The organism is Clostridioides sp. GD02367 (genome assembly GCF_045900275.1).
Taxonomy (GTDB): Bacteria; Bacillota; Clostridia; order Peptostreptococcales; family Peptostreptococcaceae; genus Clostridioides; species Clostridioides difficile_A.
Genome location: NZ_JBJODK010000021.1, coordinates 1 through 24443, shown reverse-complemented (window position 1 = coordinate 24443; position 24443 = coordinate 1). Strand labels below are relative to the sequence as shown.

Sequence of the window (24443 nt, the reverse complement as noted above, 5' to 3'; positions counted from 1 at the left end):
CAAACATTCCTATATTATGTTTTGATAAGATTGATAAAATGAGGTGAACCAATGAAAGAAATAAAAATTAATGGAGCTAAGATACACAATCTTAAAAATATAGATGTTTCTATCCCAAAAGACAAACTTGTTGTTGCAACAGGTGTCAGTGGCTCAGGTAAATCCAGCCTTATGTTTGACATTGTATTTGAAGAGGGGCGTAAACAATATCTGCAATCTTTAGGCATACTTTCAGGTATTGATAAGGAAGATAAATTTGATAATATTCAAGGTTTAGCTCCTACAATAGCCGTCCAACAAAATATTATTCGTCAAAGTAATCCTCGTTCAACAGTAGGCACAAGAACCAATATCCTTAATATGCTTACGCTATTGTACTCAACAGAAGGACAGATAATGTGTACGATGTGTAATACTCCTGTAGGCACTAATCTAGTTTGTAATGATTGTGGTCATAAAGAGGAACGATTGAGACCAAGTTATTTTTCGTACAATTCTTCAGACGGAATGTGTATGAAATGTTCTGGACATGGAGCATATTTTGAGATTAATATTGAAAAGCTAGTCTTAGATAAACATGATACCCTAAAACAAGTCTTGAATAGAGCAAAAATTACACCAGGATATTTGAGAGTATTATCTAAAAAATTCAAAGATTACTTAGAAATACAATTCTTACAATTACCTGAGGAAGTAAAAAATGAAGTACTCTATGGTCATTATGAAAATGGTAAAAAAAGTTCCTCTTTATCCAAATTATTTCACAACCGTTACAAAAGAGGTGAAGATTTAAATGGAATTTATACTATGACTACTTGTTCGGATTGTCATGGTTTTAAGATTGGTGAAGAAGCACGTGGAGTACTCTTAAATGGAAAACATATCGGTGAGCTTGGAAAAATGACTATTTTGGAAATTGATGAGTTTCTTAAAACTTTATTGAATCAAGAGAATTTAAATACATTTGGTACAAACCTTATAAATGATATTTTGACTAAAACTAGCCACCTAATAGAATCACGATTAGGCCATTTATCCTTATACAGAGAAATGTCAACTTTGAGTGGTGGAGAGATACAAAGACTATTTTTAAATTCACATCTTGACTCAGAGATGGATTCATTAATTTATGTGCTTGATGAACCAACTGCTGGATTACATGAATCAGAAAAAATAGACATCTTGAAATCCATCAAAAAACTTAAAGACTTAGGTAATACAGTCATAGTAGTTGAACATGACAAAAATACAATTGAAATGGCAGAGCATATTATTGATATTGGACCAAAGGCTGGTATTGAAGGTGGGCAACTTGTGTATCAAGGAGATTTAGAAGGTCTACTTCAATCAGATAAATCTCTCACTGGACAATATTTATCAGGAAAATACTCAATGCCTAATAGATTGACCTCTAAAAATATTACGAATATTGATAAAATACCTTGTATAACTATCCAAAATGCAAATACAAATAACCTTAAAAATGTAACAGTATCATTACCTTTGGGTGCTATGGTTGGAATATCTGGTAAATCAGGCAGTGGAAAAAGTTCTATTGTGTCAGACACCCTACTTCCTCTTCTTAGAAGTTACTTTAATAACCACAATATCAATAGTCAAACAAGTAGCACAGATAGTGAAATAAACGATGAAGATGATTATACACTTGTTGAAACTATAGCAGACAGATTGATAGGCACTAAGTATATTTCTGGATATTCAGAGATATCTCAGTCCCCTATTGGTAAGAATATGAATTCAACCCCTGCATCTTATATTGGTATATGGGATAAGATACGTACATTATTTGCAAATCAGCCAGAATCAATAGCTCAAGGATTTACAGCTGGCCATTTTTCATTTAATTCTAAAGGAGCTTGTCCTAAATGTAGTGGCAGTGGAAATGAAAAAGTCTGGCTGGGTAGTAACTTGAGTATAGACCATATATGTAATGAATGTCATGGAAAGAGATTTAATGACGAATCTTTATCTATTAAATATAAAAATAAAAATATTCATGATATTTTAAATATGAGTGTATCTGAATCTGTAAATTTCTTTGGAGATATTCCAAATATTGTTTCACACTTAAATGTACTAGAACAAATAGGTATGGGATATATAAAACTGGGTCAACCTACTCCTACTTTAAGTGGAGGTGAGTCTCAAAGAATCAAGCTTGCAAAAGAAATTGGTAAAAAACGAACTGGTAATATCCTTTATGTGTTGGATGAACCAACTACTGGTCTAAGTCTATATGATACTGCTAAATTAATAAAACTATTGGACGAGTTAGTGGCAAATGGAAACTCTGTAATCGTTGTTGAACATGACATAGATGTTTTAAAAGTGTGTGACTGGATTGTTGAACTTGGTCCAGAAGGTGGCGATAAGGGAGGCTATATAATTGCAGAAGGCTCTCCTAACTCTCTAAAAGAAAATCCAAAATCTATAACAGGAAGGTATCTATAATGAATAAAAACAACTGCTTAGATTTAACATTTGAAAATGTAGACCCTTCAATCGTTGGTATGAGTTCAAAAAAACTCTCACAACTTGAACCTTTAATAATCTCGCAATACAGTAATATAAATGGGATAATTATTTCAAGGAAAGGAAATATAGTATTTGAAAAATATTACAATGGTTATAATGTTGATGATACTTTTCATGTTGCCTCAGTTACAAAAAGTATTATATCTGCTTTAATTGGTATTGCAATAGATAAAGGCTATATAAAAGATATTGACCAAAAAGTTGTTGATTTTTTCCCTGAATACATTTGTAGTCCTTCTGAAATATGTAAAAAGGCAGTAACTATACGCCATTTACTTACAATGACTGCACCATACCCTTTTAAAAATATGACTGAGTCATTAGAGAGACTTTGTAAACAGAAGGATTGGATAAAGTATATCCTTAATCAACTTGGTCAAAAAGGTGACATTGGGACTTTCAAATATTCTTCTGCTGGAACTCACCTACTCTCAGCTATTATCACGAAGACTACTGGTAAATCTGCTCGTGAATTTGCTAATGAACACTTATTTAAACCTATTGGTATGAAAGTGATACCAGATTATGATATGAATGATTTCGGTTTTGAAGATTTATTTGGGAAAAACCTTAAGGGTTGGTCAAAAGATAGGCAAGGTAATTCTACAGGTGGCTGGGGGCTTACATTGAGTGCTAGAGATATGTTACGATTTGGTTTTCTGTATTTAAATAATGGTATTTGGAATAATAAAAGTATTATATCTAAATCATGGATTGAAGAATCAGTCAAAATGAATACTAATGAGTATGGTTATCTATGGTGGTTATGTGAAAAAGACGGAGTTTTATGGTATTCAGCACTGGGGGCTTGGGGAAATGCTATCTGTTGTATTCCACAATATGACTTAGTCATAGCCATACCATCTAAGATAGTTTTTAAACCACGTGATAGATGGGAACTTATTCAAAACCATATACTTACTGCTATAATAGATTAACTATACTACAGATAGCAAAACCCTCCACTATAACACCAGACTTTGGTTTAGTGATATTATGATTGATACTACATACATAAAGGAGTTGAATACTAATGAACACTTACACAACATCAGAAATAGCAGATTTAATTGGTGTACATCCTAATACAGTTCGTTTATATGAAGAACTCAACTTAATACCTAGACCTAAACGTAATACCAATGGATATCGTATCTTTAATGATTTTCATATAGAACAATTTAGATTTGCTCGCACAGCCTTAAAAATTGAAGTTATGCAAAGAGGGTTGAGAAAAAACGCCCTTGAGATTATCAAAACATCAGCAAATAGAGACTTTGACAAGGCTATCTGTCTTGTAGACCAATACTTGAAACAGTTAGAAATAGAAAAATCCAATGCTGAGGAGGCTCTTACCATAGTTGCACAAATTTTAAATGGAACTACTACTGAAACAGATAAACTATTTCTAACTAGAAAAGAAACTGCAGAACACTTAAAAGTTACAATAGATACTTTAAGAAACTGGGAGATGAATGGTTTACTAAAAGTAAAAAGAAAACAAAATGGTTATCGTGTATATACTGATGAAGATATAAAACGACTTAAAATTATAAGTTCTCTTCGTTGTGCGAACTATTCTCTTTCAGCCATTTTACGAATGTTAAATGCTTTATCTTGTAATCCAGACACTAATATTAAAACTGTCATCGATACTCCAAAAGATGATGATGAAATTATATCAGTATGTGATAAGTTGATAACTTCATTGAAAGAAGCTGAACATAATGCAAAAACCATGAAAGCTCATCTTCAAATTATGAAAAAACAATTTTCTTAACCCTACACTCTAACTCCAGACTTTGATTTGTGTGTTATCCTTAAGAGCGAGAAAAATTCAACACACAAATCAAAGGAGGAATAGAATGGAAAACAAAAATACTAATTCTACATGGAAGAAAAAAGTAATTACCTTTCTAGCAAGTCAATATATTTCCCTATTTGGCTCATCGCTTGTACAGATGGCTCTTATATGGTATGTCACACTTCAAACATCATCAGGAATATGGGTAACAATTTTAACTGTATGTTCCTTTATTCCTCAAATGATAATTTCTTTTTTTGCTGGTGTATGGGCAGACTACTACAATAGGAAAGTACTCATCATTGTATCAGATTCAATAATTGCTATCTCTACAGTAGTTCTAATACTATTTATGATGTCATCAACTGGAACAAAGAATGAAATGATAGCTATAGCAATAGCATCTGTTATACGTTCATTGGGAAGTGGTGTGCAGACACCTGCTGTAAGCGCAATGATTCCTCAACTTGTACCAGAAGAACATTTAATGCGTTTTAATGGCATAAATGGTAGTCTACAATCTATAGTACAATTTATAGTTCCTATTGTAGCTGCAGCAATCCTTAGTTTTGGGAATAAAATAAATCAAATTCTTTTAATCGATATATTTACTGCAATTATAGCTATTGTGTTATTGATATTTATCAAGATTCCTAAACATAACATACCAAAGCAAGTTGAAAAAGTATCATTTTTTACAGATATGGTATCAGGAATAAAGTACTGCTTTTCAAATAAATTCATTAGAAAGATACTTTTTACTTATAGTGCATTCATGCTTCTTTGTGTTCCATCAGGTTTTCTTATAGGGCTATTGATTGAACGTACATTTGGCAAGGGTTATATGTATCTGTCTATTATTGAAATGATTGGGTTTTTAGGTATGGTTTTAGGTGGATTGGTTATAGGAATCTTTGGTGGCTTTAAAAACAGAAATAAGACATTTTTCTTAGCAATATTATCCTATGCTATTTTTTCAATTATTTTAGGTCTTGTAACGCACGCTTGGCAATTTTTTATATTTATGTTTTTTACCAATTTTTCTATTCCAATTATTCAAGCATCAGCTATGACTATGTTGCAAGAACATGTAGAACCGCAAATGCAAGGTCGAGTTCTTAGTTTACCTATCATCATATATACAGGCTTTATTCCCCTTGGTATGATGGTTTTTGGACCAATGGCAGATATACTATCTATTAATAATTTAATCATAATAGCAGGTATTATGCTCTTATTTTTCGCCTTGTCTATTCCCTACTCAAAACAGTTTTATAATCAAGGAATATTTAAGTCAAAAGAATCCAAGTAATCTATACTAAAATAATAATACTATATAATGCTCAACTAAAATTATATACTTGTCTTAATAATCATCTTAGCTATTTCACGTGAAACTCTACATGCTGAGAATTCATTTTAAATATGGAATCATAATATCTAATTCCATTAAATCTATATAACTATTTTTAATATTGTAAGTGATTCAACTTCATCATCAGCAGTTATGTAAATCTAGCTTCTTTTTTGTAGACTTTATTTTAGTCTATATTAATTTATTTATTTTGCAACTATTTTTAATAGTATTATTATAGTATTACTAATAAAAATAGCCTGCTAACTATATCTCAAGTTAGCAGGCTAAAATATGTCTAGAATAATAATTATATTACTTAGCTACTATTCTATTTTTTCGATTAAAATATATTCTAAAACAAATATCTTCAATTAATGAGTAAATTGCACTTGTTATAAAGTACAGACCTATCGCTACTGGAGTTCTAGCAGTCAATATAAGACTTGTTATAGTAGTCACTAAAGCCATTTGCTTGTTAAACTTTACTTGAGAATTCACCTTAAAATACGGTATATAATTCACCAAATTTGAAGCTAACATAATTAATGTATATATACAAGGCAGTATAAATAAATTATCAAATGTACCTAAATTAGCAATCCATGGAATTATAATTGTTGTAAATTCCTTTGTCATATCTAGACATACATGATATAACGCATATACTACTGGCATTTGCACTAAAATTATAAGGCATCCCAGCATACTCTTCATACTTTCTACAGAATTTACTTGTATTTGCTTTTCCAATTCTTTAGTATCATTCTTATACTTTTCTTTTATATGTTCCATTTTTTCTGCTAATTCTTGCTGTTTTTTTACAGAAAATCTTTGTTTCAATGACAGTGGCATTAGTACTAACTTCACTATTAAAGTTATAAGTACAATAGAAATCCCAAAATCTCCTGTAAAGTTAAATAATATACTTAATAATCCTTGTAATATACTTGAAATGAAATCCATTTTATTATCTCCTTTTATTTTTAATCTTTAGAATTATAATAGATTCATTTCAAATTAAAACAGACTACAATACCTCCAAATATCATATTTTTGAAAAACGATATACTGTTTAGGCAATCTTTCTTCAGAGTATGTATTTCTATTTACAAATATGTTTCTTATTAAAACATATGTAATTTTATGATTTAAGAGGTCTTTACAAAAATAAATTATACTTCCAATAATAGATACCAATAATGTCATATAAATTAGTATATATATCATACTATCCATATCTAATTTCACTACATCACCTCTTCAGTGTTCATATTTAGTTTTAAATAATTATAGTATATAAATTCTCTAATGTAAACATATAGATTATTATATTTATCATATTTTATTCACAATATTTTATATTTATAAGTATCCAATACTTTCATATGTAACTTTTAATAGAAAACATATATGTTACTCTTTTACACATCTGAACCTCTCATGACTAAAACCACAAAGTTCCTGCTTTATAGAATTTTATATAATTCACAAAACAATACTAAATTTTTATAGTTTATTCTTCTATATAGTCCTTAATATAATATCAAATACAGCCCTATACCAAGATTAATGACTTTTTTCCTGATTAATGCTAAAATAATTAAAAATGGAAACTAAAACTCAAATGTATTTTCCCAAAAAATAAACGGAGGTTACTTAAGATGATAAGTGATTCTATATCAAAAAGACGCAGTATTAGAAAATATAAAAATCAAAGTATTTCACATGAAACCATAGAAAAAATAATTGAAGCTGGAATAAATGCACCTTCATCTAAAAACAGACAACCATGGCATTTTGTTGTTGTCACTGAAAATGAAAAAGAATCTATGCTTAAAGCCATGAGCAAGGGTATTCAAAATGAAATTGATGACAATGGACTTCTTCCAGAGAGTCGTCAACATATAGCTGGTGCAAATTACACAGTTGAAATTATGGAACAAGCTCCAGTAACAATCTTTATTTTAAACAAATTAGGTAAATCACCTTTAGAAAGCTTATCTGCTGAAGAACGCTTCTATGAAATGGCAAACATACAATCAATTGGAGCTGCCATTCAAAACATGTCACTTATGGCTGTAGAATTAGGTCTAGGTAGTCTTTGGATTTGTGATGTATACTTTGCATATCGTGAATTATGTGAGTGGCTAGATACAGGTAATCAATTGGTAGCTGCAATATCTTTAGGTTATCCTGATGAAGAACCATCAATGAGACCTAGATTACCATTGAGTAATGTAACTGAATGGAGATAGGTTTTTAGTTTTATTAAAAAAACAAGCATTATAAATAGTGCATTTTCATTAGCTATTATGCAGATTTGAGTGTTTTTTAAACAATCTTTTCAAGTAAGATAAAGTATCTATACTCTGCAATCTCACTGTAGCTCCTGAAAATGCACCTCTAAAATTATACATGAATATTATTTTAGTATTAATCAATAAAATTTAATTTATTACATTTCTTAGAGATTCTCTTATACTTCCACAATCTCCTTATGATTACCAATCATCTTATTTTGCTTTATAGTTAATGACTTCATTTCATGAAGTGCAAAGTATATACATACAATTGCCGCTGCAGCATCTGCTATTGGACCTGCAAACATTACTCCATCAATTCCCATAAACATTGGTAAGATTACTATCAATGGAATTAAGAATAGAATCTGACGAGTCAAAGAAGTAAAAAGTCCCAGTACTGATTTCCCAATTGATGTAAAGAAAGTTGATGATATTATTTGAACACCATTTATAAATGTTAAGAACAAGAAAGTCCTAAAATAATGTTCTGCAAATATAAAATAAGTCTCATTTCCATTACCAAATATAGATGTAATTTGTCGTGGGAATAGTTGGAAGCATAAGAATGCAATAATAGCTATAACAGTTGCACTTCCTACTGCTAACTTATATGCTTCTTTTACACGATTATAATTTTCAGCTCCATAATTATATCCTATAATAGGTTGCATACCTTGTGCTATACCTATAATTATAGATATAAAAATCATATTTACTTTAATAATAATACCAACACAAGCAAGTGGAATCTCACTTCCATAAACTGACCTAGCTCCATAGTATGCCAATGTATTGTTCATAACTATCTGTGTTACAGTCATTGCTAATTGATTAAAACATGAACTTGAACCTAGTGCAAATATATGTTTATAAATTATACTCTCTAATTTAAAACTTTTCTTATGTAATTTGATATGTTGAAAGTTCTTTATATAATAAATACTTATTGCAAAAGATATAAACTGCCCAATGACAGTTGCTAAAGCAGACCCAGCAATACCCATATTAAAAACAAATATAAATAATGGATTTAAGATTGTATTGATGACTGCTCCTACTAACATACAAAACATAGAAGCTTTTGGTCTTCCATCTGCAAGTATCAACTTACTCATTCCAGTGGACATTATAAGAAATGGTAATCCGATTGATGTAATTTTTGTGTATGTGTGTGCATAAGGTAGTATTTCTGGTGTAGAGCCAAAGAATTTTAATAATGGTGTCAAAAATATTGATACTATTATAAACAAACTTACTCCAAAAATAGCCATCAAACAGATTGAATTTCCTGCTGCTTTTGTAGCCTTTTCTGAGTTTTTAGCTCCTAATTCTAATGAGCATTTAGATGCGCCTCCAATGCCTAATAATAAGGCAATTGCTGTACATATTGTAGTTAATGGGAAAGTAACATTTGTAGCAGCGTTACCTAATACCCCAACACCTTGCCCAATAAATATTTGGTCAACAATGTTATATAAGGCACTTACTAACATTGCTATAATACTAGGAATTGCATACTTAGTTAATAATTTTGAAACTTTATCATATTCCAATGGTTCTTTATAGTTTTCTTCCAATTTCCTTCGCCTCCAATTTTGCTTCTTCATTCATATCAATAGCTAAAAATGCAACTTTTTCTAACATTGATATAAACAACTCTTTCTCTTCTTTTTCAAATGAACTCAACAATTCTTCTACATATCCATTTGTTATTTTTAATATTTCATCATAACATTCTAAAGATTTCTCTGTAGGATATAAATGCCATGTTCTTTTATCCTTTACACTTGGTTTTCTAGTGATAAATCCCTCTTTTTCTAAATTTGCCAAAGCTCTTGTTATATTACTAGGATTTACAAGGATTTTTTCAAATATAGTATCTTGTGTAATACCTGGATTATTACATATGTGTAACACATAAAAATATTGGCTATTATTGATTCCAATGTCCGCCAATTTCCTGTCAATATAATTTGTATTATATCTATTTATAATGGAAACCCATTTTAATAGCTGTCTCATATTCTCTCCTTATTTATTATTTGTCGCTGATTTTTGCGTGCGCAATAATCTATTTGCTCATGCAATCATTTTACTGCTAATTTTATTCTTTGTCAATAGCACCCAAGTTTATCTTTAAATTATAAAGTCACTATAAATTTCATATATTAGACCATTACTTTAATTTAACTATCTTTAATTTTTCACTAATGTTTAATTACTTTTTATATTAATCTATTTACATAAATAATTCCTAATTCCTAATTCCTAATTCCTAATTCCTAATTCCTAATTCCTAATTCCTAATTCCTAATTCCTAATTCCTAATTCCTTTTAAGTTTATTTTAAAAATCATATTGACACAATATTTATTATCTGTAATAATATTTATATCGAATCGATATATATCTAATTGATATTAGGAGGCAATATGTTAGAATACATTATTTTAGGATTCTTAATGGAAGAAAAATTAAGTGGGTACGACTTAAAGCAATGGATGTCACATAGTACATCATACTTTTTTGATGCTAGTTTTGGCAGTATCTATCCAGCACTTAAAAGATTAGAAACAAAGAGATATATCCACTGTCATGAAGCTATTGATGGTAGCAAATTTAAAAAAATATATTCTATAACTGATGCAGGTAAAGAATACTTTCTTGAATGGCTAAAAAAACCGATAAAATTTTCTAAAACAAAGCAAGACCATCTTGTTAATATATTCTTTTACAAGTATCTACCTAAAGAAATAATTGAAACAAACTTAAAACTATTTATAGCTGAGGTTGAATCACTCTCAGATAAACTAAATAAACAAAAAATTGATGCAGAAAAAAATCATTGTATTGAACAATATGCATACATGTATTCCACAATGGTTTATGGAGTTGACTATTATAATTTTGTAATTAACTGGTGTAAAGATTTACTAAAAAATTTGTAAGATATAATTTTTAGAAATAAGCATACATAAAAGGAGATGAGACTTATGAGACTTTTAATACATGATTTAACTGAAGAAGAATTAGATAAACTATCACCTAAACTTGATGACGATATAAAAATACTTCCAAACACAAAGGAGATTCACAAGTGTATTGGCTGTTTTGGCTGCTGGATTAAAACACCTACTGAATGTGTTGTAAAAGATTATTATAGCAATATGGGTAAACTTATAAATGAATCTGATGGGCTTGTTATAATAAGCAGATGTTGTTATGGAGGATTCAGCCCTTTTGTAAAAAACATACTTGATAAAAGTATTAGCTATATCCTACCATACTTTGTAATGAAAGATAATATGATGCGTCATAAAAGTAGATATAGCAAACAGATAAATTTAAAAGCCATCTTCTATGGAAATCACATTACAGAAGCTGAAAAAGATACTGCTACCAAATTAGTACGTGGAAATTCTATAAATTTTAATATGAAAGAACACTCTGTTTGTTTTTATGAAAATATACAAGATATAAGAGGTGAATCTATATGAATATAACAATGATAAATGGTAGTCCAAAAGTAAATAAAAATAATTCACAATATTTTTTATCTGAAGTAGAACAACTTATTCAAAAGGACAATAAAGTTTTTACATTTAAAGTAGATAACCCTTCTAAATATCCTGATGCTCTTAATTCTATACTTAATTGTGATAGATTGGTAATTGCATTTCCTCTTTATGTAGATGGGATTCCATCTCATTTAGTTCACTTTTTAGAGGAGTGTGAAAAGTTTTTAAAAACACAAAATAAAAAGCCTATCCCAGTGTATGCAATTGTTAACTGTGGATTCTATGAGGGTAAACATAATCATTTGGCAATTCAGATGATAGAACATTGGTGTAAAAAGGTCAACTTTATATGGGTTCAAGGTGTTGGGATTGGTGCTGGAGAGATGCTTGGCTCACTGACTTCTATACCTTTGGATAAAGGCCCTAAGAAAAAATTAGGCATTACACTAAAAGAATTATCAAGAAATATACTTAATGACAATATAAATCTTGATAATCCTGATAAAAATAATATTTTTATTTCACCTAATTTTCCTAGATTTCTATATAAATTTATGGGTAATTATCAATGGAATCCTCAAGCTAAATCAAATGGCCTAACTAAGAGTGATATACTAAAGAAATAAAAAAATGGAATGGTATAACAATATCAAAAAAACCATCAAGTATAGTAAAGCCTTTCATCTTGATGGTTTTCATAATATTCATATTTACTACACAATAGATAGCATAAAATACTCCTAATTTCTATATGTTGCAATTCATTTCTTTTCTTTATGAGCTGTAATGATTGTGTAGCTATAAGCATTTACTGTTATAATACAATTATCTACACTTATATACCAGTTCTTTCCCTTTCTATTAATAATAGTATTTGGAGCTTCTATTTTAATTTTACACCAGCCCACTACATCATTTGTCTCTAAAGAAAGGTTTTTCTTAATTCTTACCATACCTAATTCTGTTGTATGTAATTTATCTAGATTTCTAAGTAATTCATTTTCTGGATTCATTCGTTTTAGAACACCTCACCCTTTACAAAATTAAATACATTATTTAATTATATTTTATCATAGTCTTATAATAAAGTAATTTTTTCTATTGTTTATAAATTCCTTATTGACATATAGAGTTATAAAACTATTTTTACATGAATTTCTCTACTTTAATATTGTTACTTTTTTTAAAGAATTGGAACCCAAAACTGAATTTCGCTCAAACCGCTATTATCAACATTTTCTCCATATTTTACAAAATCATATAAATTATTTTCATTTAATTGACAACTTGAATTAGGAAACCATTCTCGATAAATATATTCCACAACATTTTGCATACTATCTTCATTTTTTCCAATGAAAGTAAAAACAATATAATTACTTTTTGGCAGTGTGAATTTTACCATTCCATTAGGTAACTTACCAAAACAAGATACTTGTGCTCCTGCAATGTATGTAAATGAAGGTGTATTTTCAATTTCTTTAAAATCACTATAATCATTGACTCCAATTAAGAAATCTAAATCTACTTTGTTTTCTATCAGCTCTTTATTTTTATGCAAATCCCTCCAACACTTTCCAATAATATGAAATCCTCTTTTTACTTTACCAGAATACCCAACAATATTTATATCTGTACAATCGACTTTTTTAATGTCTAAAATCATATCTCCACGTAACTTTTTCCGATTATTGATATCAAATTTTAATTGTATTGGTAAGAAGTCTTTATGTTTCCTAAAAAAATTTGGACTATACTTAAACATCTTTTTAAATCCCTTTGAAAAAGAACGCTGTGTATCATACCCTGAAATTAAAGCGATTTCAATAATCGGCTTTTCTGTAAAAATAAGCATTCTTGCTGCTTCAGTCAATCTACGTCTTTGTATATAATTATGAATAGTAAAGCCTACAACGGATGTAAACATTCTATGTAAATGGTACTTTGAATATCCAGTTTCTTTAGCAATAGCTTCTAAATCCAACAGTTCATCTAAAAGATGTATTTCTATATAATCCAAAGCTTTTTCAATAGTAATTAAATTATTATCCACCTGAAACACCTCCTATTTTAACGATAGCATATTATTTTATTTTATTTTTCACATTATTTGCTAATGTTTTGATTTATTTTCCTACATAAAAAGCACTTCAACTTGAAGTGCCTCTCTTACATGTTTATTTTGATACTCTCAATATCGTTTTTGAAATTACAAAATACTCTATATAAATCTTATCAAAATCACTCTATATAAACTTTATTCAGCTTCTCTAATCCTATCAACAATACTATCTTTAGAAATATTATGATAAACCAGCAAAGGTACTATAGATGTTATCAAGAATACTATCAATACACTTATTATCAGTGCTTCTACTGGATAGGTATACACAGAGTATCTTAATTTCATAATATTAAATCCTAAAAATGTAGCCATGCTTCCAAATATAAGATTTATAATCGTTATTATTACACCATAATAAAATCCCTCGAGTATTATCATTTTCTTAAGCTGTGTTTTTGTCATTCCTACTGCTTCAATCATTGCAAATTCCTGTTTACGAGACATTATATTCGTTATCATCGTATTTATAAAGTTTAACACTCCAATTAATCCTATTATAAACACTGCACTCATACCTACGATTTTTATGACTTTTTGACTTTCTCGTGCTTCTTCTACATAAATATTTTTTGAGTAAATCTTTGTATAGGGATTATTATATTTTTCATTCAAATTTTTTATTTTACCTTCAACAGATTTCATATTGCCATTTACATCTATTATTAGATTTTGTATATATGATTTTTCAACCATATTTTTAAAGTCATTTTCATTAATATACATTCTTATTTGGAAATTCTTTGCTCCATCAAGAACTGCCATAACTTTAAACTCAGTATCTACATACCCTTCATCTATATTCTTTTCTTTTAAATATTTAAATTTAATTTTGTCTCCTGCTTTTATCTTACTTCCTTTATGTCCATTAATTACCACATATCCACCTGCATCAAATTTCTTCTCATCTATATTACCTGATAATATCTTAGGATTTTTTTCAGAATATATGATATTATTCTTTGACAATTTACTTAGTAATTCTCCTGAAGATAATCCAATTGTATCAGAAGTTAAGAATCCCCTTTCCTTTGCATCTTCATCTGGATTTCTATTTTGAAGAAATTGCTTTTTATATTCTGTATCTACTTCTTGAGTCAATATCTCATCTTTCAAATCACCTTCATAAGCTATATAACTTAAATCTTTGTATAACTTACTTACCTTACTTACTCCATCTATATTTTTAATATCTTTAATTAATTTTTCATCAATTGGAATAATATCATTCTCTTCAAATTTTACAGAATCAACAAGACCATGATGTATTTCTATATCTCCTAACATCATACCTTCAGCAGCTTTTTCTGGATTAGAGCTACTTATAATTGCAGATACAGTTAAGAATATTATAGAGCTTAACGACATAGAAACTAAAACTAAAATTGCTTTACGTTTATTTCTAAATAGATTTGAAAGTGCCATTTTATGAAGTTTGGAACCATTTCTCCCTTTTTTAGATTTACGTCTAACCCTATTACTTTTGTCACTATATCTCACTGCATCTATAGGTGATACAGAACTTACAATCTTAGCAGGTTTTTGACATGAAAGTCTTACAGTTATATATGAAAACACAATGGCAAATACGAATATTAATGGATTAAAATATTCAAATGCGTTACTATTTAATCCATCCATAAATTTACCAACCAAAGGAACAAATATCATCCCCAATAAAAAACCTAATACTAGACCTATTGGTATTGCCACTATACATAGTCTATTAGCTTGTTTAATAATCAATTTTTTTAATTGATATGGTGACGTTCCTATTGTTTTTAATAAGCCATAATATTTTATATCTTTAACTACTGAAATATAAAAGATATTGTAAATTAACAAATATCCACTTAAAAGAATAAGTGCTATGATTAATATTATTGGTAATATATTTTTAATCATTTCTTTAAAAGTGGTTCCTTGTTTACTTAGATATACAGGATTTATGCTTGCTTTTCCTGAATATGGTTGAATCTTCTTAATTAATTCATCAAATCTAGCTTGCAAATTATTATCATCTAAGAAATTAAGAACTAGACTTGTAGCCGCTACTTCATTTTTTTCCTTATAATTATTATAGAAAGCTTCACTTGCATATACATCATGTAGAGGTATTGCTGTGGCTGTCTTGTATCCAAAATATCCACTTAATATAAATTTGAAAGTTTCTTTTTCATCAGTTGATACTCCATCTTTAACTTTTGAAATTATCACCTTTACTTCAGTACCTATTTTATGAGGTAACTTCAACATATCTAGTACTTCTATAGGCATAACTATTTCATCATTATTCTTTGGTAAACTTCCTTCAATCATCTCTACATTTACAGCATTTTCAAGACTTTTTTCATCATAGACAGCCAAATTTACCGTCTGTGTTGAAAACTCTGGATTTTTTAAACTTCCTATATTCTTCATTATACCAATACTGTTTTTGTCTACTGAACTATCTTTTTTTATAATTTCAATCTGTCTTTTATTTACATCCTGAAGTTGAACATGGCTATTTGTCCCATATTCCATAGCTTTATAGCTATCAAAAGCTTCTAACATACTATATCCTACTGTAAATAACGATGTAAATAAAATTGTCGTCAACGCTATCGCAATTACTGAAACCAAATTCCTCGTTTTATTTGCTTTAAAGCTTCTATCACTCAACTTTTTTATGATTTCTTTATTGTTATTTTCTAACATCAGTCTCACCTCTATTTACAACTTTTCCATCTTCAATTCTTATAATTCTATCTGCCATTTGAGCAATTTGTTCATTATGGGTTATCATAATTATAGTTTGACTAAACTTGCTACTAGTAACTTTTAAAAGACCTAATACATCCTGTTCTGTTTTACTATCTAAATTACCTGTTGGCTCATCAGCTAATATTATAGATGGTTTTGTAGCCAAGGCTCTTGCAATAGCTACTCTCTGTTGTTGTCCCCCTGATAGATTATTTGGTAAATCATCCACTTTTTGAGTAAGCCCTAAAACTTGTATTATTTCATCTACATATTTAGTATCTATTTTGCATCCATCAAGTTCAATTGGTAATACTATATTTTCATAAACATTTAGTATTGGAACTAAATTATAATTTTGAAATACAAATCCTACATTACGTCTTCTAAATATTGTAAGCTCTTCATCATCCATATTGAATATATTATTACTTTCAATAATTACTTCTCCACTACTCGCTCTATCAAGACCTCCTATCATGTGTAGTAATGTACTTTTTCCACTTCCTGATGTCCCTACTATTGCGACAAATTCACCTCTATTTATACTTATATCTATTCCATCTAAAGCTTTTACTATATTTTCACCTTTTCCATAATATTTTTTTAAATTCTTAGTTTCCAGTATTCTCATAATCATATCTCCCTACTAACTTTTTTAAAATGTTTCCTAAATGTATGCCGAAATTCTAATTTGATAAGTTTTTTTACTTAGAATAAATTTCTTACTTAAATATTATCATCTAGGCATCTTTTAATCCTCACAGGACTGTTATATTTTAGACATCAATTATAACAGTTTTGAGACATTTAAATAAAAATAGTGCATATGGCGTTATCTAACAAACACTATATGCACTATCTCCAAAGATTTTAAATATAAATTTTTTATAAACATTACACTTACTTTTTAATATTATTCTCAATTTTTCATATAGATATTGAATGTAGTTCCAACGTTTTTCTGGGAATCGACTTTTATAAACCCACTCTGTTTATTTATAATCTCTCTTGCTAAATACAGCCCTACTCCTATCCCATCTATATTTGTGACTTCTATACTTCTATAAAACCTCTTAAATATATTATTTACATCGCTCTCATCTATACCTATTCCAGTATCACTTATAATAATCTTAGTAAAGATGTCCATCTTATCAACTTTTATTCCTACCTTACCACCTTCAGGCGTATATTTGACTGCATTTTCTATAATATTAAATAGAGCTTCACCAGTCCACTTTTTATCATGATAAACCTCTACCTTATCATCTAAATCAATTTCTAGTGATATATTTTTCTCCTCAAGCTTTAAAAACACACCACTTAAAGCACTTGCAATAGTATCACTTATTCTGCTTTTAGTTACATTTAAAGATATAATTCCTGTTTCTAATCTCGATATTTTTATAAGAGAATTTCCCAACCAGTCTAATTTATTTACCTGATTTTGCATATTTTCTAAAAACGATACTTGATTTTTTCTATCCAATTCTTTTTGCAATAAAGTCTCATTATACATTGATATATTAGCTATTGGTATTTTTATTTGATGTGATATATCTGATATTAGAGTTTTTATATTTTCTTTTTCATCTACATATTTATTATTTTTAATTTCAATTATCTCTATCATATGTTTTACTTTATTTTGAACTTTTGCAGTTAAAGTATCTTCATTTAAATTAAACTTAATATTTTTATTACCTGCTATAAAATCATCTATATTACATACAATATTATTACTAAAGTCAACTATATCTCTTCTTATTTTAAATACAAAAAATAATGATATTAGAAACATAAAGATTATAAAAATTAAAATAATACAATCAATATTTTTAATAATATCAATTGAATCAGAATACATATACAAGATTTTATTAGTTTGTGATTTTATAACTATAAAGGTTAAGATAGATACTATAAAATATACAATAGAAATACTTTTATAGTAGTTTTTCGTTGAAGTTTTGCTATTTCTCATCTTGTTCACCAGCCCACATATATCCTATTCCATAGACAGTCCTTATGTATTTATGCTTAGACGTTTTTTGGTCTATTCGTTTTCTCAATCTATTTATATTTACAGTTAGTGCATGTTCTTCCATATATTCACTATCACTATCCCATATTGCATCTATCAATGCTTGTCTTGTAACTATTTCATTTTTATGTTGTACTAATTGTTTTAGAATCTTATATTCTATAGGTGAAAAAACTATACTTTCATTGTTTCTACTAACTGTCATTTTGTCAAAATTAAATTCAAAATCACCCTCAATTAAAATATTTTCTTGTATCTCATTACCACATCTTCTAAGCAGTGCTTTTATTCTCTGCATTAATATGTTTATACTAAATGGTTTTGTTATATAATCATCTGCTCCTATCTTAAATCCATTTACAATATCAGATTCCATATCACAAGCTGTCAAAAAAAGAACACCTATCTTTGAATCATTCCTTATATCTTTACAAAATTCAAATCCACTTCCATCAGGAAGATTTACATCTAGTATAATTAAATTTATTTTTTCTGTCTTAAACTTTTCTTTTGCTTCCTTTAGATTATATGTTGGTATAACTTGAAAGCCTTCACTTTGCAAGTTAAAACATATACCATTATTAAGCATGACATCATCTTCCACAACCATTATAGTCTCCATTTTATTTCCCCCAAACTACATATGTATACTGAATTATTAATCTTTTAGTTTCTTTTATTATACTAATTTTATTTTCTCAAATACTACTATTTTGCATAATTTTTTATCATTCACAACAAAAAGAGTGTATATTTAGTAATTTACTCAGTATACACTCTATGCTATTTACATTTTATATGAAATATTAATATTTACTACTTTTAATATCATCTCTATTTCAACGTCATATCTAAAATTTTTATTTGAGTTTACTATAATCTTCATCAGATACAGGCTCCAGCCATTCATTGAAAGCACCTTCAGCTGGCACCTCTATAGCTAAATGCTGAAACCAACTATCAGGTGCAGCTCCATGCCAGTGCTTTATTTCTGGTGGTATGTTTACTACATCACCTGCATGTAATTCCTGAGCTGGCTTTCCAAATTCTTGATAATATCCTCTACCTCCAGTTACAAGTAAAATCTGACCACCCTTATGATGTACATGCCACGAATTTATTGTAGAAGGTGCAAATGTTACATTACCAACTGCCACACCCTTAGTAGTGAGCATATTCAGATAACATTCTCCTGTAAAATACTGCGCAAATGCTTTATTTTCTTCTCCAATAGGAAAAACTGCTCCTATACCTAAATCTTTTTCTCTACTCATTTCTCATCCCCCTATGCCTAATCTAATTTTTTTACACTCTAAGTATACAACTTGAAGTTAACTCTAAGGCAATAGTTTTTATCAGGATAATTTAACTTTTAATTTATATTTATTCATTAAATCTATTCTTTTAAATCTTCATCATCTATTATAGATTTTCTTATATTCAATAATTGGTCCACAAATTGATTAGCAGGAGAATTTAAAATATTCTTAGGAGTGTCATACTGTTGAATAACTCCATGATTTAATACCAAAGTCTTTGTACCTAAAATCAAGGCTTCATAAATATCATGTGTAATAAATATAATTGTAACTCCTGTTTTTTTATGAATTTCTTTTATCTCTTTCTGTAATTGCTTTCGTGTAATCTCATCTACTGCTCCAAAAGGTTCATCCATAAGTAAAATTTCTGGAGAAGAAGCTAGAGCTCTTGCAATACCTACACGTTGTTGTTGACCACCAGATAATTCCGATGGATAACGAACTTTCATATCATTTGGTAAGCCTACTATCCCCATCCACTTGTCTACAGCACTTTTCACTTCTGATTTATTTTTTTTATTGAGAAGATTTGGTACATATGAAATATTTTCTTCAACAGTCATATGAGGAAAAAGAACACTTCCCTGTACACAATATCCTATTTTTCTTCTTAATTTAATTAAATCCTCGTTTTTAATATCTGTTTGATTTATCAATATACTTCCTCTATCTGGCAAAATTAAACCATTAATCATTTTTAAAAGTGTTGTCTTCCCTGAGCCAGATGAACCAATAACAGTTAGAAATTCTCCTTTTTCTATATCTAAATCAAGATTATTTATTATAGATTTATCATCATATTGTTTTTCAATATTTTTAAATTGTATAATAGGTGTCATTATATTTCCTCCAATTATAAAAGACCTTTTTTATTCAAAAACTCACGTGCAACATCTCTAGGTTCTAAATTATTGTTTTCTACATCATAATTCATTTTAGCCATTTCTTTATCAGTCAAAATATTTTCAACCACTTTAAATACTTTTGATAACTCTGGATGCTCCTCTAACACTTCTGAACTAACAACATTTCCACATTGATAAGATGGATAGAAGTTTTTATCATCTTTTAAAACTACAACGTCTGAAACACTGTACTGGCCATCAGTTGTGAATATAGGCATTACATCAATTTTACCCTCATTGATAGCTTGATATTTTAATCCAATATCTAAATCAACTGTATTTTTAAAGTTTAATCCATACGTATTACACAATGGAGTATATCCGTCCTCTCTCTCATAAAAATCATACTCTGCTCCAAACGTCAATTTAGAAGATATCTCTTTTAAATCTGATATATTTTTTAAATTATATTTTTCTGCAACTTCTTTTCTAACTGCTAATGCATAACTATTAGAAAAACCATACATACCAGTCCATTGCATCTTAAGTTTATTTTTGTATTCTGATTGTAGTTTATTAAACATATCTTCAGTATATAATTCATTTTTCTTAAGTACCATATTCCAGCCTGTTCCTGTATACTCTGGATAAATATCAAATTCCCCATTTTCCATAGCTGGCTGAATATTAGACGTTCCTCCACCTACACCTTGTGTAATCTCTACTTTTAAACCTGTATTCTTTTCAATTAAAATATCCAACATCTCACCAAGGATATATTGTTCAGTCATAGGTTTTGTAGCAATATGAATAGTTTGAGTTTTTGAAGAGTTAAAGAAGTATGACGTAAAGATGGCTAGCACTATAATAAAACTTCCTAGAATGGCAAAAACTTTTTTTCTATTTTTCTTTTTTCTTTTTCTTTGAAAAAATCTTTCTACTAATCCTAAAATAAAATCAAATACTAACGCTAATAAAGCGATAAGTATACTTCCAGTGATTGTCATCACTGTATTATTTGTTGTGATTCCTCTATATATGGCTACACCTAGTCCTCCTGCACCTATAAACGAGGCAATACCAGCCAATGCAATTGTCATAATGACCATGTTTCTAATACCAGACATGATAACTGGTAGAGCTAGTGGAAGCTTTATTTTATATAGTATCTGAAAGTCTGTACTTCCCATCCCTCTAGCTGCTTCAAGGATATTTTTATCTACGTTAGTGATTCCAGTATATGTATTTCTAACCATAGGTAATAGTGCATAAATAGTAAGGGCAATAACAGCAGTAGTATTTCCAATCCCAGAAAATGGTATTAGAAATCCTAACATAGAAATGGATGGAATTGTATATAGAAAATTGATAGTTCCCAATATAGGTTTAGAAGAACTATGAAATTCACTTACAATAATACCAATTATCCCACCTAAAACAATTGCGATTATTATAGAAATAATAGAAATTGTCAAATGCTCTATAGATAATTTTATAAAAAAATCACTTCTCTCAGATAATAATGTCAAGATATCATTTATCATTTATCTCACTCCTTTTTATGAGTTTTACTTAACAAGATTTAAAATTTAATTTAGTAATAACCCTTATTTTAATATATCAATAAATTATTCCATAAATTACATGTTAAGATTATAATATCAAACTTGCAAGTAGGCACAAAAAAGTAACTATTGGAGAATAATTGCTCAATATTCTCCCTAAAAATAATAAAAAATGCCAGAACCGTTAAAAGCTTGATATCTAAACGGATTTCTGACACTATATTTAATTAAATTTGAATATTTCTCATATTATTTACTACTGTTAAGTTTAAGTATCATTTTATATACCCACTCTACTCATTAATATATCATTATATTAATTATATTTTATTTATTATACTATATATTTTGCTGTTAATGATACTCTATTGTTGCACAATTGTTTTGGAGTTCCTTCAAATATTACTTTTCCACCTTTTGCTCCACCTTCAGGACCTATATCAATAATCCAGTCTGCTCTTTTAATTACATCTATATTATGTTCAATTATTATAACTGTATTTCCATTATCTACAATTTCTTCAATTATACTTATAAAATTTTCAATATCTGCCATATGAAGTCCTGTTGTAGGCTCATCCAATATATATACTGAGCTTTCCTTATTTAATTCACTAGCAAGCTTTAATCTTTGACATTCTCCTCCAGATAATGTATCGAGAGTTTGCCCTAAAGTAAGGTATCCGATACCCATTTTTTCAATACATTGTAATTTTGTTTTAATCTGTCTTAAACTAAAAAATTCAATCGCATCTAATACGGATATTTCAAGAACTTCTATTATATTCTTCCCTTGAAATTTATATTCTAAAACCTCTTTTTTAAATTTTTTGCCTTCACAAATATTACAAGTGTTCTTTATACTATCCATAAAAGCAAGATTCATTTCTACTATTCCAGACCCCTTACAATTATCACAAGCCCCCTCTGAGTTTGAACTAAATAAAGAAGCCTTCACTCCATTTGTTTTTGCAAATACGCTTCTTATATTGTTCATAATGCCACTATATGTTGCTAAACTTGACCTTGAGTTTACTGATACAGGACTTTGGTCTATAAGTACAGCATTAGGATTTTGCTTTAAGAATTCATCCTTAATTAAAGTGCTTTTACCTGCACCTGCTACTCCTGTAACTAAAGTCAACACGCCCTTAGGTATTTTAATAGATATATTTTTTAAGTTGTTTGTATTGCAGTTTTTAAGTTCTAAATATCCTCTATGCTCTCTTACATTTTCTTTAATAGAAAGAGATTTATTTAAGGCATTCCCTGTAACCGTTCCACTTACAAGTAGATTGTCATAACTTCCTTCATACACAATTTTTCCACCATACTTACCAGCCTTTGGCCCCACATCTACAATGTGGTCTGCAATCTTAATGACATCTGGGTCATGTTCAACAACTATAATTGTATTTCCTTTATCACATAATTGTTTTAGAAGTTTATTTAATTTATATACATCTCTTGGATGAAGCCCTACACTCGACTCATCAAAGATATACATTAAATCAACGAGATTACTATTCAGATATTTGACCATCTTTATACGCTGAGATTCACCTCCTGATAGTGAAGATGTCTCTCTATCTAAACTTAAATATCCAAGACCTATATCTATTATACTATTTAATTTTTCTATTATTCCCTTAAGTAAAGGTTGTGCTTCTACTTTATCTATATTTTTAATAACTTCAACTAATTCATCAATTTGCATACTAGTTAAATCTGCTATATTATAGCCATTAATTAAAGACTTGTACACTCTTTCATGAAGTCTTCTCCCATTACATACAGGACATTTGTCTTCTATGAGAAGTTTACTCAACTTTTTCTTAGTAGTGTCTGATATTTCACCCTCTTTACTTAAATATAGACGATTAAATTTAACCATTAATCCTTCATATGTCATGTTTGATTGACCAGCATTTTCTATTTTAATCTTTTCTGCTTTACCATATAAAAATTTTTTTAGTTCTCTTTCTGTATAATCACATATTCTTTTGTCATTCTGAACCTCCCATGACTAAAGTCACAGGGTTCCTGCTTCATAGAATTTTGCATACTAAAATATGTCTTACTAATTCTCCACAGGCTATCCCCGTAGTTCCTACAGTTCTTACATACGTTATCTATTTTAAACTGTTATTAGTCTTAATCCTTCTTTTAGTATATTTATACTCGCATTTATGTCTCTATCGTGAGTTACATTACAACAAGGACAAATCCATTCTCTTATACTTAAATTCTTCATTTCCTCGTTTTT

The 24443-nt window shown here is 28.8% G+C and carries 22 protein-coding genes; 8 read left to right on the top strand and 14 right to left on the bottom strand.

What is annotated here, in order from left to right; translation table 11 throughout:
- Positions 1-51 precede the first annotated feature (51 nt).
- The 4 genes from Q3223_RS19080 to Q3223_RS19065 all read left to right on the top strand — a co-directional run bounded on the left by Q3223_RS19080 (position 52) and on the right by Q3223_RS19065 (position 5672).
- Positions 52-2472, top strand: a complete 2421-nt coding sequence (locus Q3223_RS19080) for an excinuclease ABC subunit UvrA (protein ID WP_407812398.1) — start codon at positions 52-54, stop codon at positions 2470-2472.
- Positions 2472-3494 (top strand): serine hydrolase domain-containing protein, encoded by a 1023-nt coding sequence (locus tag Q3223_RS19075; RefSeq protein ID WP_407812396.1) that lies wholly within the window; start codon positions 2472-2474, stop codon positions 3492-3494. The genes Q3223_RS19080 and Q3223_RS19075 overlap by 1 nt, the downstream gene beginning before the upstream one ends.
- A 95-nt stretch (positions 3495-3589) precedes the next feature.
- Positions 3590-4336, top strand: coding sequence for a MerR family transcriptional regulator (locus Q3223_RS19070; protein ID WP_407812395.1), 747 nt, complete (start codon positions 3590-3592; stop codon positions 4334-4336).
- A gap of 85 nt (positions 4337-4421) precedes the next feature.
- Positions 4422-5672: an MFS transporter gene (locus tag Q3223_RS19065; RefSeq protein WP_219674346.1), complete on the top strand. Its 1251-nt coding sequence runs from the start codon at positions 4422-4424 to the stop codon at positions 5670-5672.
- 357 nt (positions 5673-6029) lie between these two features.
- Here the strand turns inward: Q3223_RS19065 and Q3223_RS19060 are convergent, their stop codons facing one another.
- Positions 6030-6680: a membrane protein insertase YidC gene (locus tag Q3223_RS19060; protein ID WP_054270776.1), complete on the bottom strand. Its 651-nt coding sequence runs from the start codon at positions 6678-6680 to the stop codon at positions 6030-6032.
- A 698-nt stretch (positions 6681-7378) separates the two neighbouring features.
- Between Q3223_RS19060 and Q3223_RS19055 the strand changes: the two genes are divergently transcribed.
- Entirely contained in the window at positions 7379-7972 is a 594-nt protein-coding gene (locus tag Q3223_RS19055; protein ID WP_054270778.1) for a nitroreductase family protein, read from the top strand.
- A 221-nt stretch (positions 7973-8193) separates the two neighbouring features.
- Here the strand turns inward: Q3223_RS19055 and Q3223_RS19050 are convergent, their stop codons facing one another.
- Both Q3223_RS19050 and Q3223_RS19045 read right to left on the bottom strand, forming a co-directional pair.
- On the bottom strand, positions 8194-9597 hold the full coding sequence (locus tag Q3223_RS19050; protein ID WP_054277012.1) for an MATE family efflux transporter: 1404 nt from the start codon (positions 9595-9597) through the stop codon (positions 8194-8196).
- A complete protein-coding gene (locus Q3223_RS19045) occupies positions 9581-10042 on the bottom strand; it encodes a MarR family transcriptional regulator (RefSeq protein ID WP_219674348.1) in 462 nt (153 codons plus the stop codon). Before Q3223_RS19045 ends, Q3223_RS19050 begins: the two co-directional genes overlap by 17 nt.
- Before the next feature lie 409 nt (positions 10043-10451).
- Here Q3223_RS19045 and Q3223_RS19040 point away from each other — a divergent pair, with 409 nt between their 5' ends.
- From Q3223_RS19040 to Q3223_RS19030, 3 genes are read left to right on the top strand one after another with little or no spacing between them, the layout of a single operon-like run.
- On the top strand, positions 10452-10967 hold the full coding sequence (locus Q3223_RS19040; protein ID WP_284182413.1) for a PadR family transcriptional regulator: 516 nt from the start codon (positions 10452-10454) through the stop codon (positions 10965-10967).
- A gap of 45 nt (positions 10968-11012) precedes the next feature.
- Complete coding sequence (locus tag Q3223_RS19035; protein ID WP_054270782.1) at positions 11013-11516, top strand: flavodoxin family protein; 504 nt, start codon at positions 11013-11015, stop codon at positions 11514-11516.
- On the top strand, positions 11513-12163 hold the full coding sequence (locus tag Q3223_RS19030) for a hypothetical protein (RefSeq protein WP_284182414.1): 651 nt from the start codon (positions 11513-11515) through the stop codon (positions 12161-12163). Before Q3223_RS19035 ends, Q3223_RS19030 begins: the two co-directional genes overlap by 4 nt.
- A gap of 135 nt (positions 12164-12298) precedes the next feature.
- Here Q3223_RS19030 and Q3223_RS19025 read toward each other — a convergent pair whose 3' ends face one another.
- The 11 genes from Q3223_RS19025 to Q3223_RS18975 all read right to left on the bottom strand — a co-directional run.
- Positions 12299-12550 carry a DUF3781 domain-containing protein gene (locus Q3223_RS19025; RefSeq protein ID WP_054270784.1) on the bottom strand — a complete coding sequence of 84 codons (252 nt, stop codon included), beginning with the start codon at positions 12548-12550 and terminating at the stop codon, positions 12299-12301.
- Between the two features lie 170 nt (positions 12551-12720).
- On the bottom strand, positions 12721-13590 hold the full coding sequence (locus Q3223_RS19020) for an AraC family transcriptional regulator (RefSeq protein ID WP_167640633.1): 870 nt from the start codon (positions 13588-13590) through the stop codon (positions 12721-12723).
- A gap of 204 nt (positions 13591-13794) precedes the next feature.
- On the bottom strand, positions 13795-16359 hold the full coding sequence (locus Q3223_RS19015) for an ABC transporter permease (protein WP_284182415.1): 2565 nt from the start codon (positions 16357-16359) through the stop codon (positions 13795-13797).
- Complete coding sequence (locus Q3223_RS19010) at positions 16346-17035, bottom strand: ABC transporter ATP-binding protein (RefSeq protein ID WP_167640634.1); 690 nt, start codon at positions 17033-17035, stop codon at positions 16346-16348. Before Q3223_RS19010 ends, Q3223_RS19015 begins: the two co-directional genes overlap by 14 nt.
- A 288-nt stretch (positions 17036-17323) precedes the next feature.
- Entirely contained in the window at positions 17324-18388 is a 1065-nt protein-coding gene (locus Q3223_RS19005) for a HAMP domain-containing sensor histidine kinase (protein WP_167640635.1), read from the bottom strand.
- Entirely contained in the window at positions 18378-19070 is a 693-nt protein-coding gene (locus Q3223_RS19000) for a response regulator transcription factor (RefSeq protein ID WP_227832647.1), read from the bottom strand. The genes Q3223_RS19005 and Q3223_RS19000 overlap by 11 nt, the downstream gene beginning before the upstream one ends.
- 238 nt (positions 19071-19308) lie before the next feature.
- Positions 19309-19722 carry a cupin domain-containing protein gene (locus tag Q3223_RS18995; RefSeq protein ID WP_227832648.1) on the bottom strand — a complete coding sequence of 138 codons (414 nt, stop codon included), beginning with the start codon at positions 19720-19722 and terminating at the stop codon, positions 19309-19311.
- Between the two features lie 122 nt (positions 19723-19844).
- A complete protein-coding gene (locus Q3223_RS18990) occupies positions 19845-20606 on the bottom strand; it encodes an ABC transporter ATP-binding protein (protein ID WP_054270791.1) in 762 nt (253 codons plus the stop codon).
- A gap of 14 nt (positions 20607-20620) precedes the next feature.
- The gene (locus tag Q3223_RS18985; protein WP_407812394.1) at positions 20621-22156 is read right to left on the bottom strand and encodes a glycine betaine ABC transporter substrate-binding protein; all 1536 of its coding nucleotides are present in this window, start codon (positions 22154-22156) and stop codon (positions 20621-20623) included.
- 355 nt (positions 22157-22511) lie between these two features.
- Positions 22512-24071: an ATP-binding cassette domain-containing protein gene (locus tag Q3223_RS18980; protein ID WP_407812393.1), complete on the bottom strand. Its 1560-nt coding sequence runs from the start codon at positions 24069-24071 to the stop codon at positions 22512-22514.
- 243 nt (positions 24072-24314) lie between these two features.
- Positions 24315-24443: zinc ribbon domain-containing protein (locus Q3223_RS18975; RefSeq protein ID WP_407812404.1), on the bottom strand; the 129-nt coding region annotated here is incomplete at its 5' end.

Excerpts from the sequence above, each read along its gene's own strand:
- Q3223_RS19035 (WP_054270782.1), top strand. The coding sequence starts at position 11,013 with ATGAGACTTTTAATACATGATTTAACTGAAGAAGAATTAGATAAACTA.
- Q3223_RS19030 (WP_284182414.1), top strand. The coding sequence starts at position 11,513 with ATGAATATAACAATGATAAATGGTAGTCCAAAAGTAAATAAAAATAAT.
- Q3223_RS19010 (WP_167640634.1), bottom strand. The coding sequence starts at position 17,035 with ATGAGAATACTGGAAACTAAGAATTTAAAAAAATATTATGGAAAAGGT.
- Q3223_RS18985 (WP_407812394.1), bottom strand. The coding sequence starts at position 22,156 with ATGATAAATGATATCTTGACATTATTATCTGAGAGAAGTGATTTTTTT.
- Q3223_RS19025 (WP_054270784.1), bottom strand. The coding sequence starts at position 12,550 with ATGAATCCAGAAAATGAATTACTTAGAAATCTAGATAAATTACATACA.
- Q3223_RS19065 (WP_219674346.1), top strand. The coding sequence starts at position 4,422 with ATGGAAAACAAAAATACTAATTCTACATGGAAGAAAAAAGTAATTACC.
- Q3223_RS18990 (WP_054270791.1), bottom strand. The coding sequence starts at position 20,606 with ATGACACCTATTATACAATTTAAAAATATTGAAAAACAATATGATGAT.
- Q3223_RS19040 (WP_284182413.1), top strand. The coding sequence starts at position 10,452 with ATGTTAGAATACATTATTTTAGGATTCTTAATGGAAGAAAAATTAAGT.
- Q3223_RS19000 (WP_227832647.1), bottom strand. The coding sequence starts at position 19,070 with ATGGAGACTATAATGGTTGTGGAAGATGATGTCATGCTTAATAATGGT.
- Q3223_RS19075 (WP_407812396.1), top strand. The coding sequence starts at position 2,472 with ATGAATAAAAACAACTGCTTAGATTTAACATTTGAAAATGTAGACCCT.
- Q3223_RS19060 (WP_054270776.1), bottom strand. The coding sequence starts at position 6,680 with ATGGATTTCATTTCAAGTATATTACAAGGATTATTAAGTATATTATTT.
- Q3223_RS19055 (WP_054270778.1), top strand. The coding sequence starts at position 7,379 with ATGATAAGTGATTCTATATCAAAAAGACGCAGTATTAGAAAATATAAA.
- Q3223_RS19070 (WP_407812395.1), top strand. The coding sequence starts at position 3,590 with ATGAACACTTACACAACATCAGAAATAGCAGATTTAATTGGTGTACAT.
- Q3223_RS19015 (WP_284182415.1), bottom strand. The coding sequence starts at position 16,359 with ATGTTAGAAAATAACAATAAAGAAATCATAAAAAAGTTGAGTGATAGA.
- Q3223_RS19080 (WP_407812398.1), top strand. The coding sequence starts at position 52 with ATGAAAGAAATAAAAATTAATGGAGCTAAGATACACAATCTTAAAAAT.
- Q3223_RS19005 (WP_167640635.1), bottom strand. The coding sequence starts at position 18,388 with ATGAGAAATAGCAAAACTTCAACGAAAAACTACTATAAAAGTATTTCT.
- Q3223_RS18995 (WP_227832648.1), bottom strand. The coding sequence starts at position 19,722 with ATGAGTAGAGAAAAAGATTTAGGTATAGGAGCAGTTTTTCCTATTGGA.
- Q3223_RS18980 (WP_407812393.1), bottom strand. The coding sequence starts at position 24,071 with ATGGTTAAATTTAATCGTCTATATTTAAGTAAAGAGGGTGAAATATCA.
- Q3223_RS19045 (WP_219674348.1), bottom strand. The coding sequence starts at position 10,042 with ATGAGACAGCTATTAAAATGGGTTTCCATTATAAATAGATATAATACA.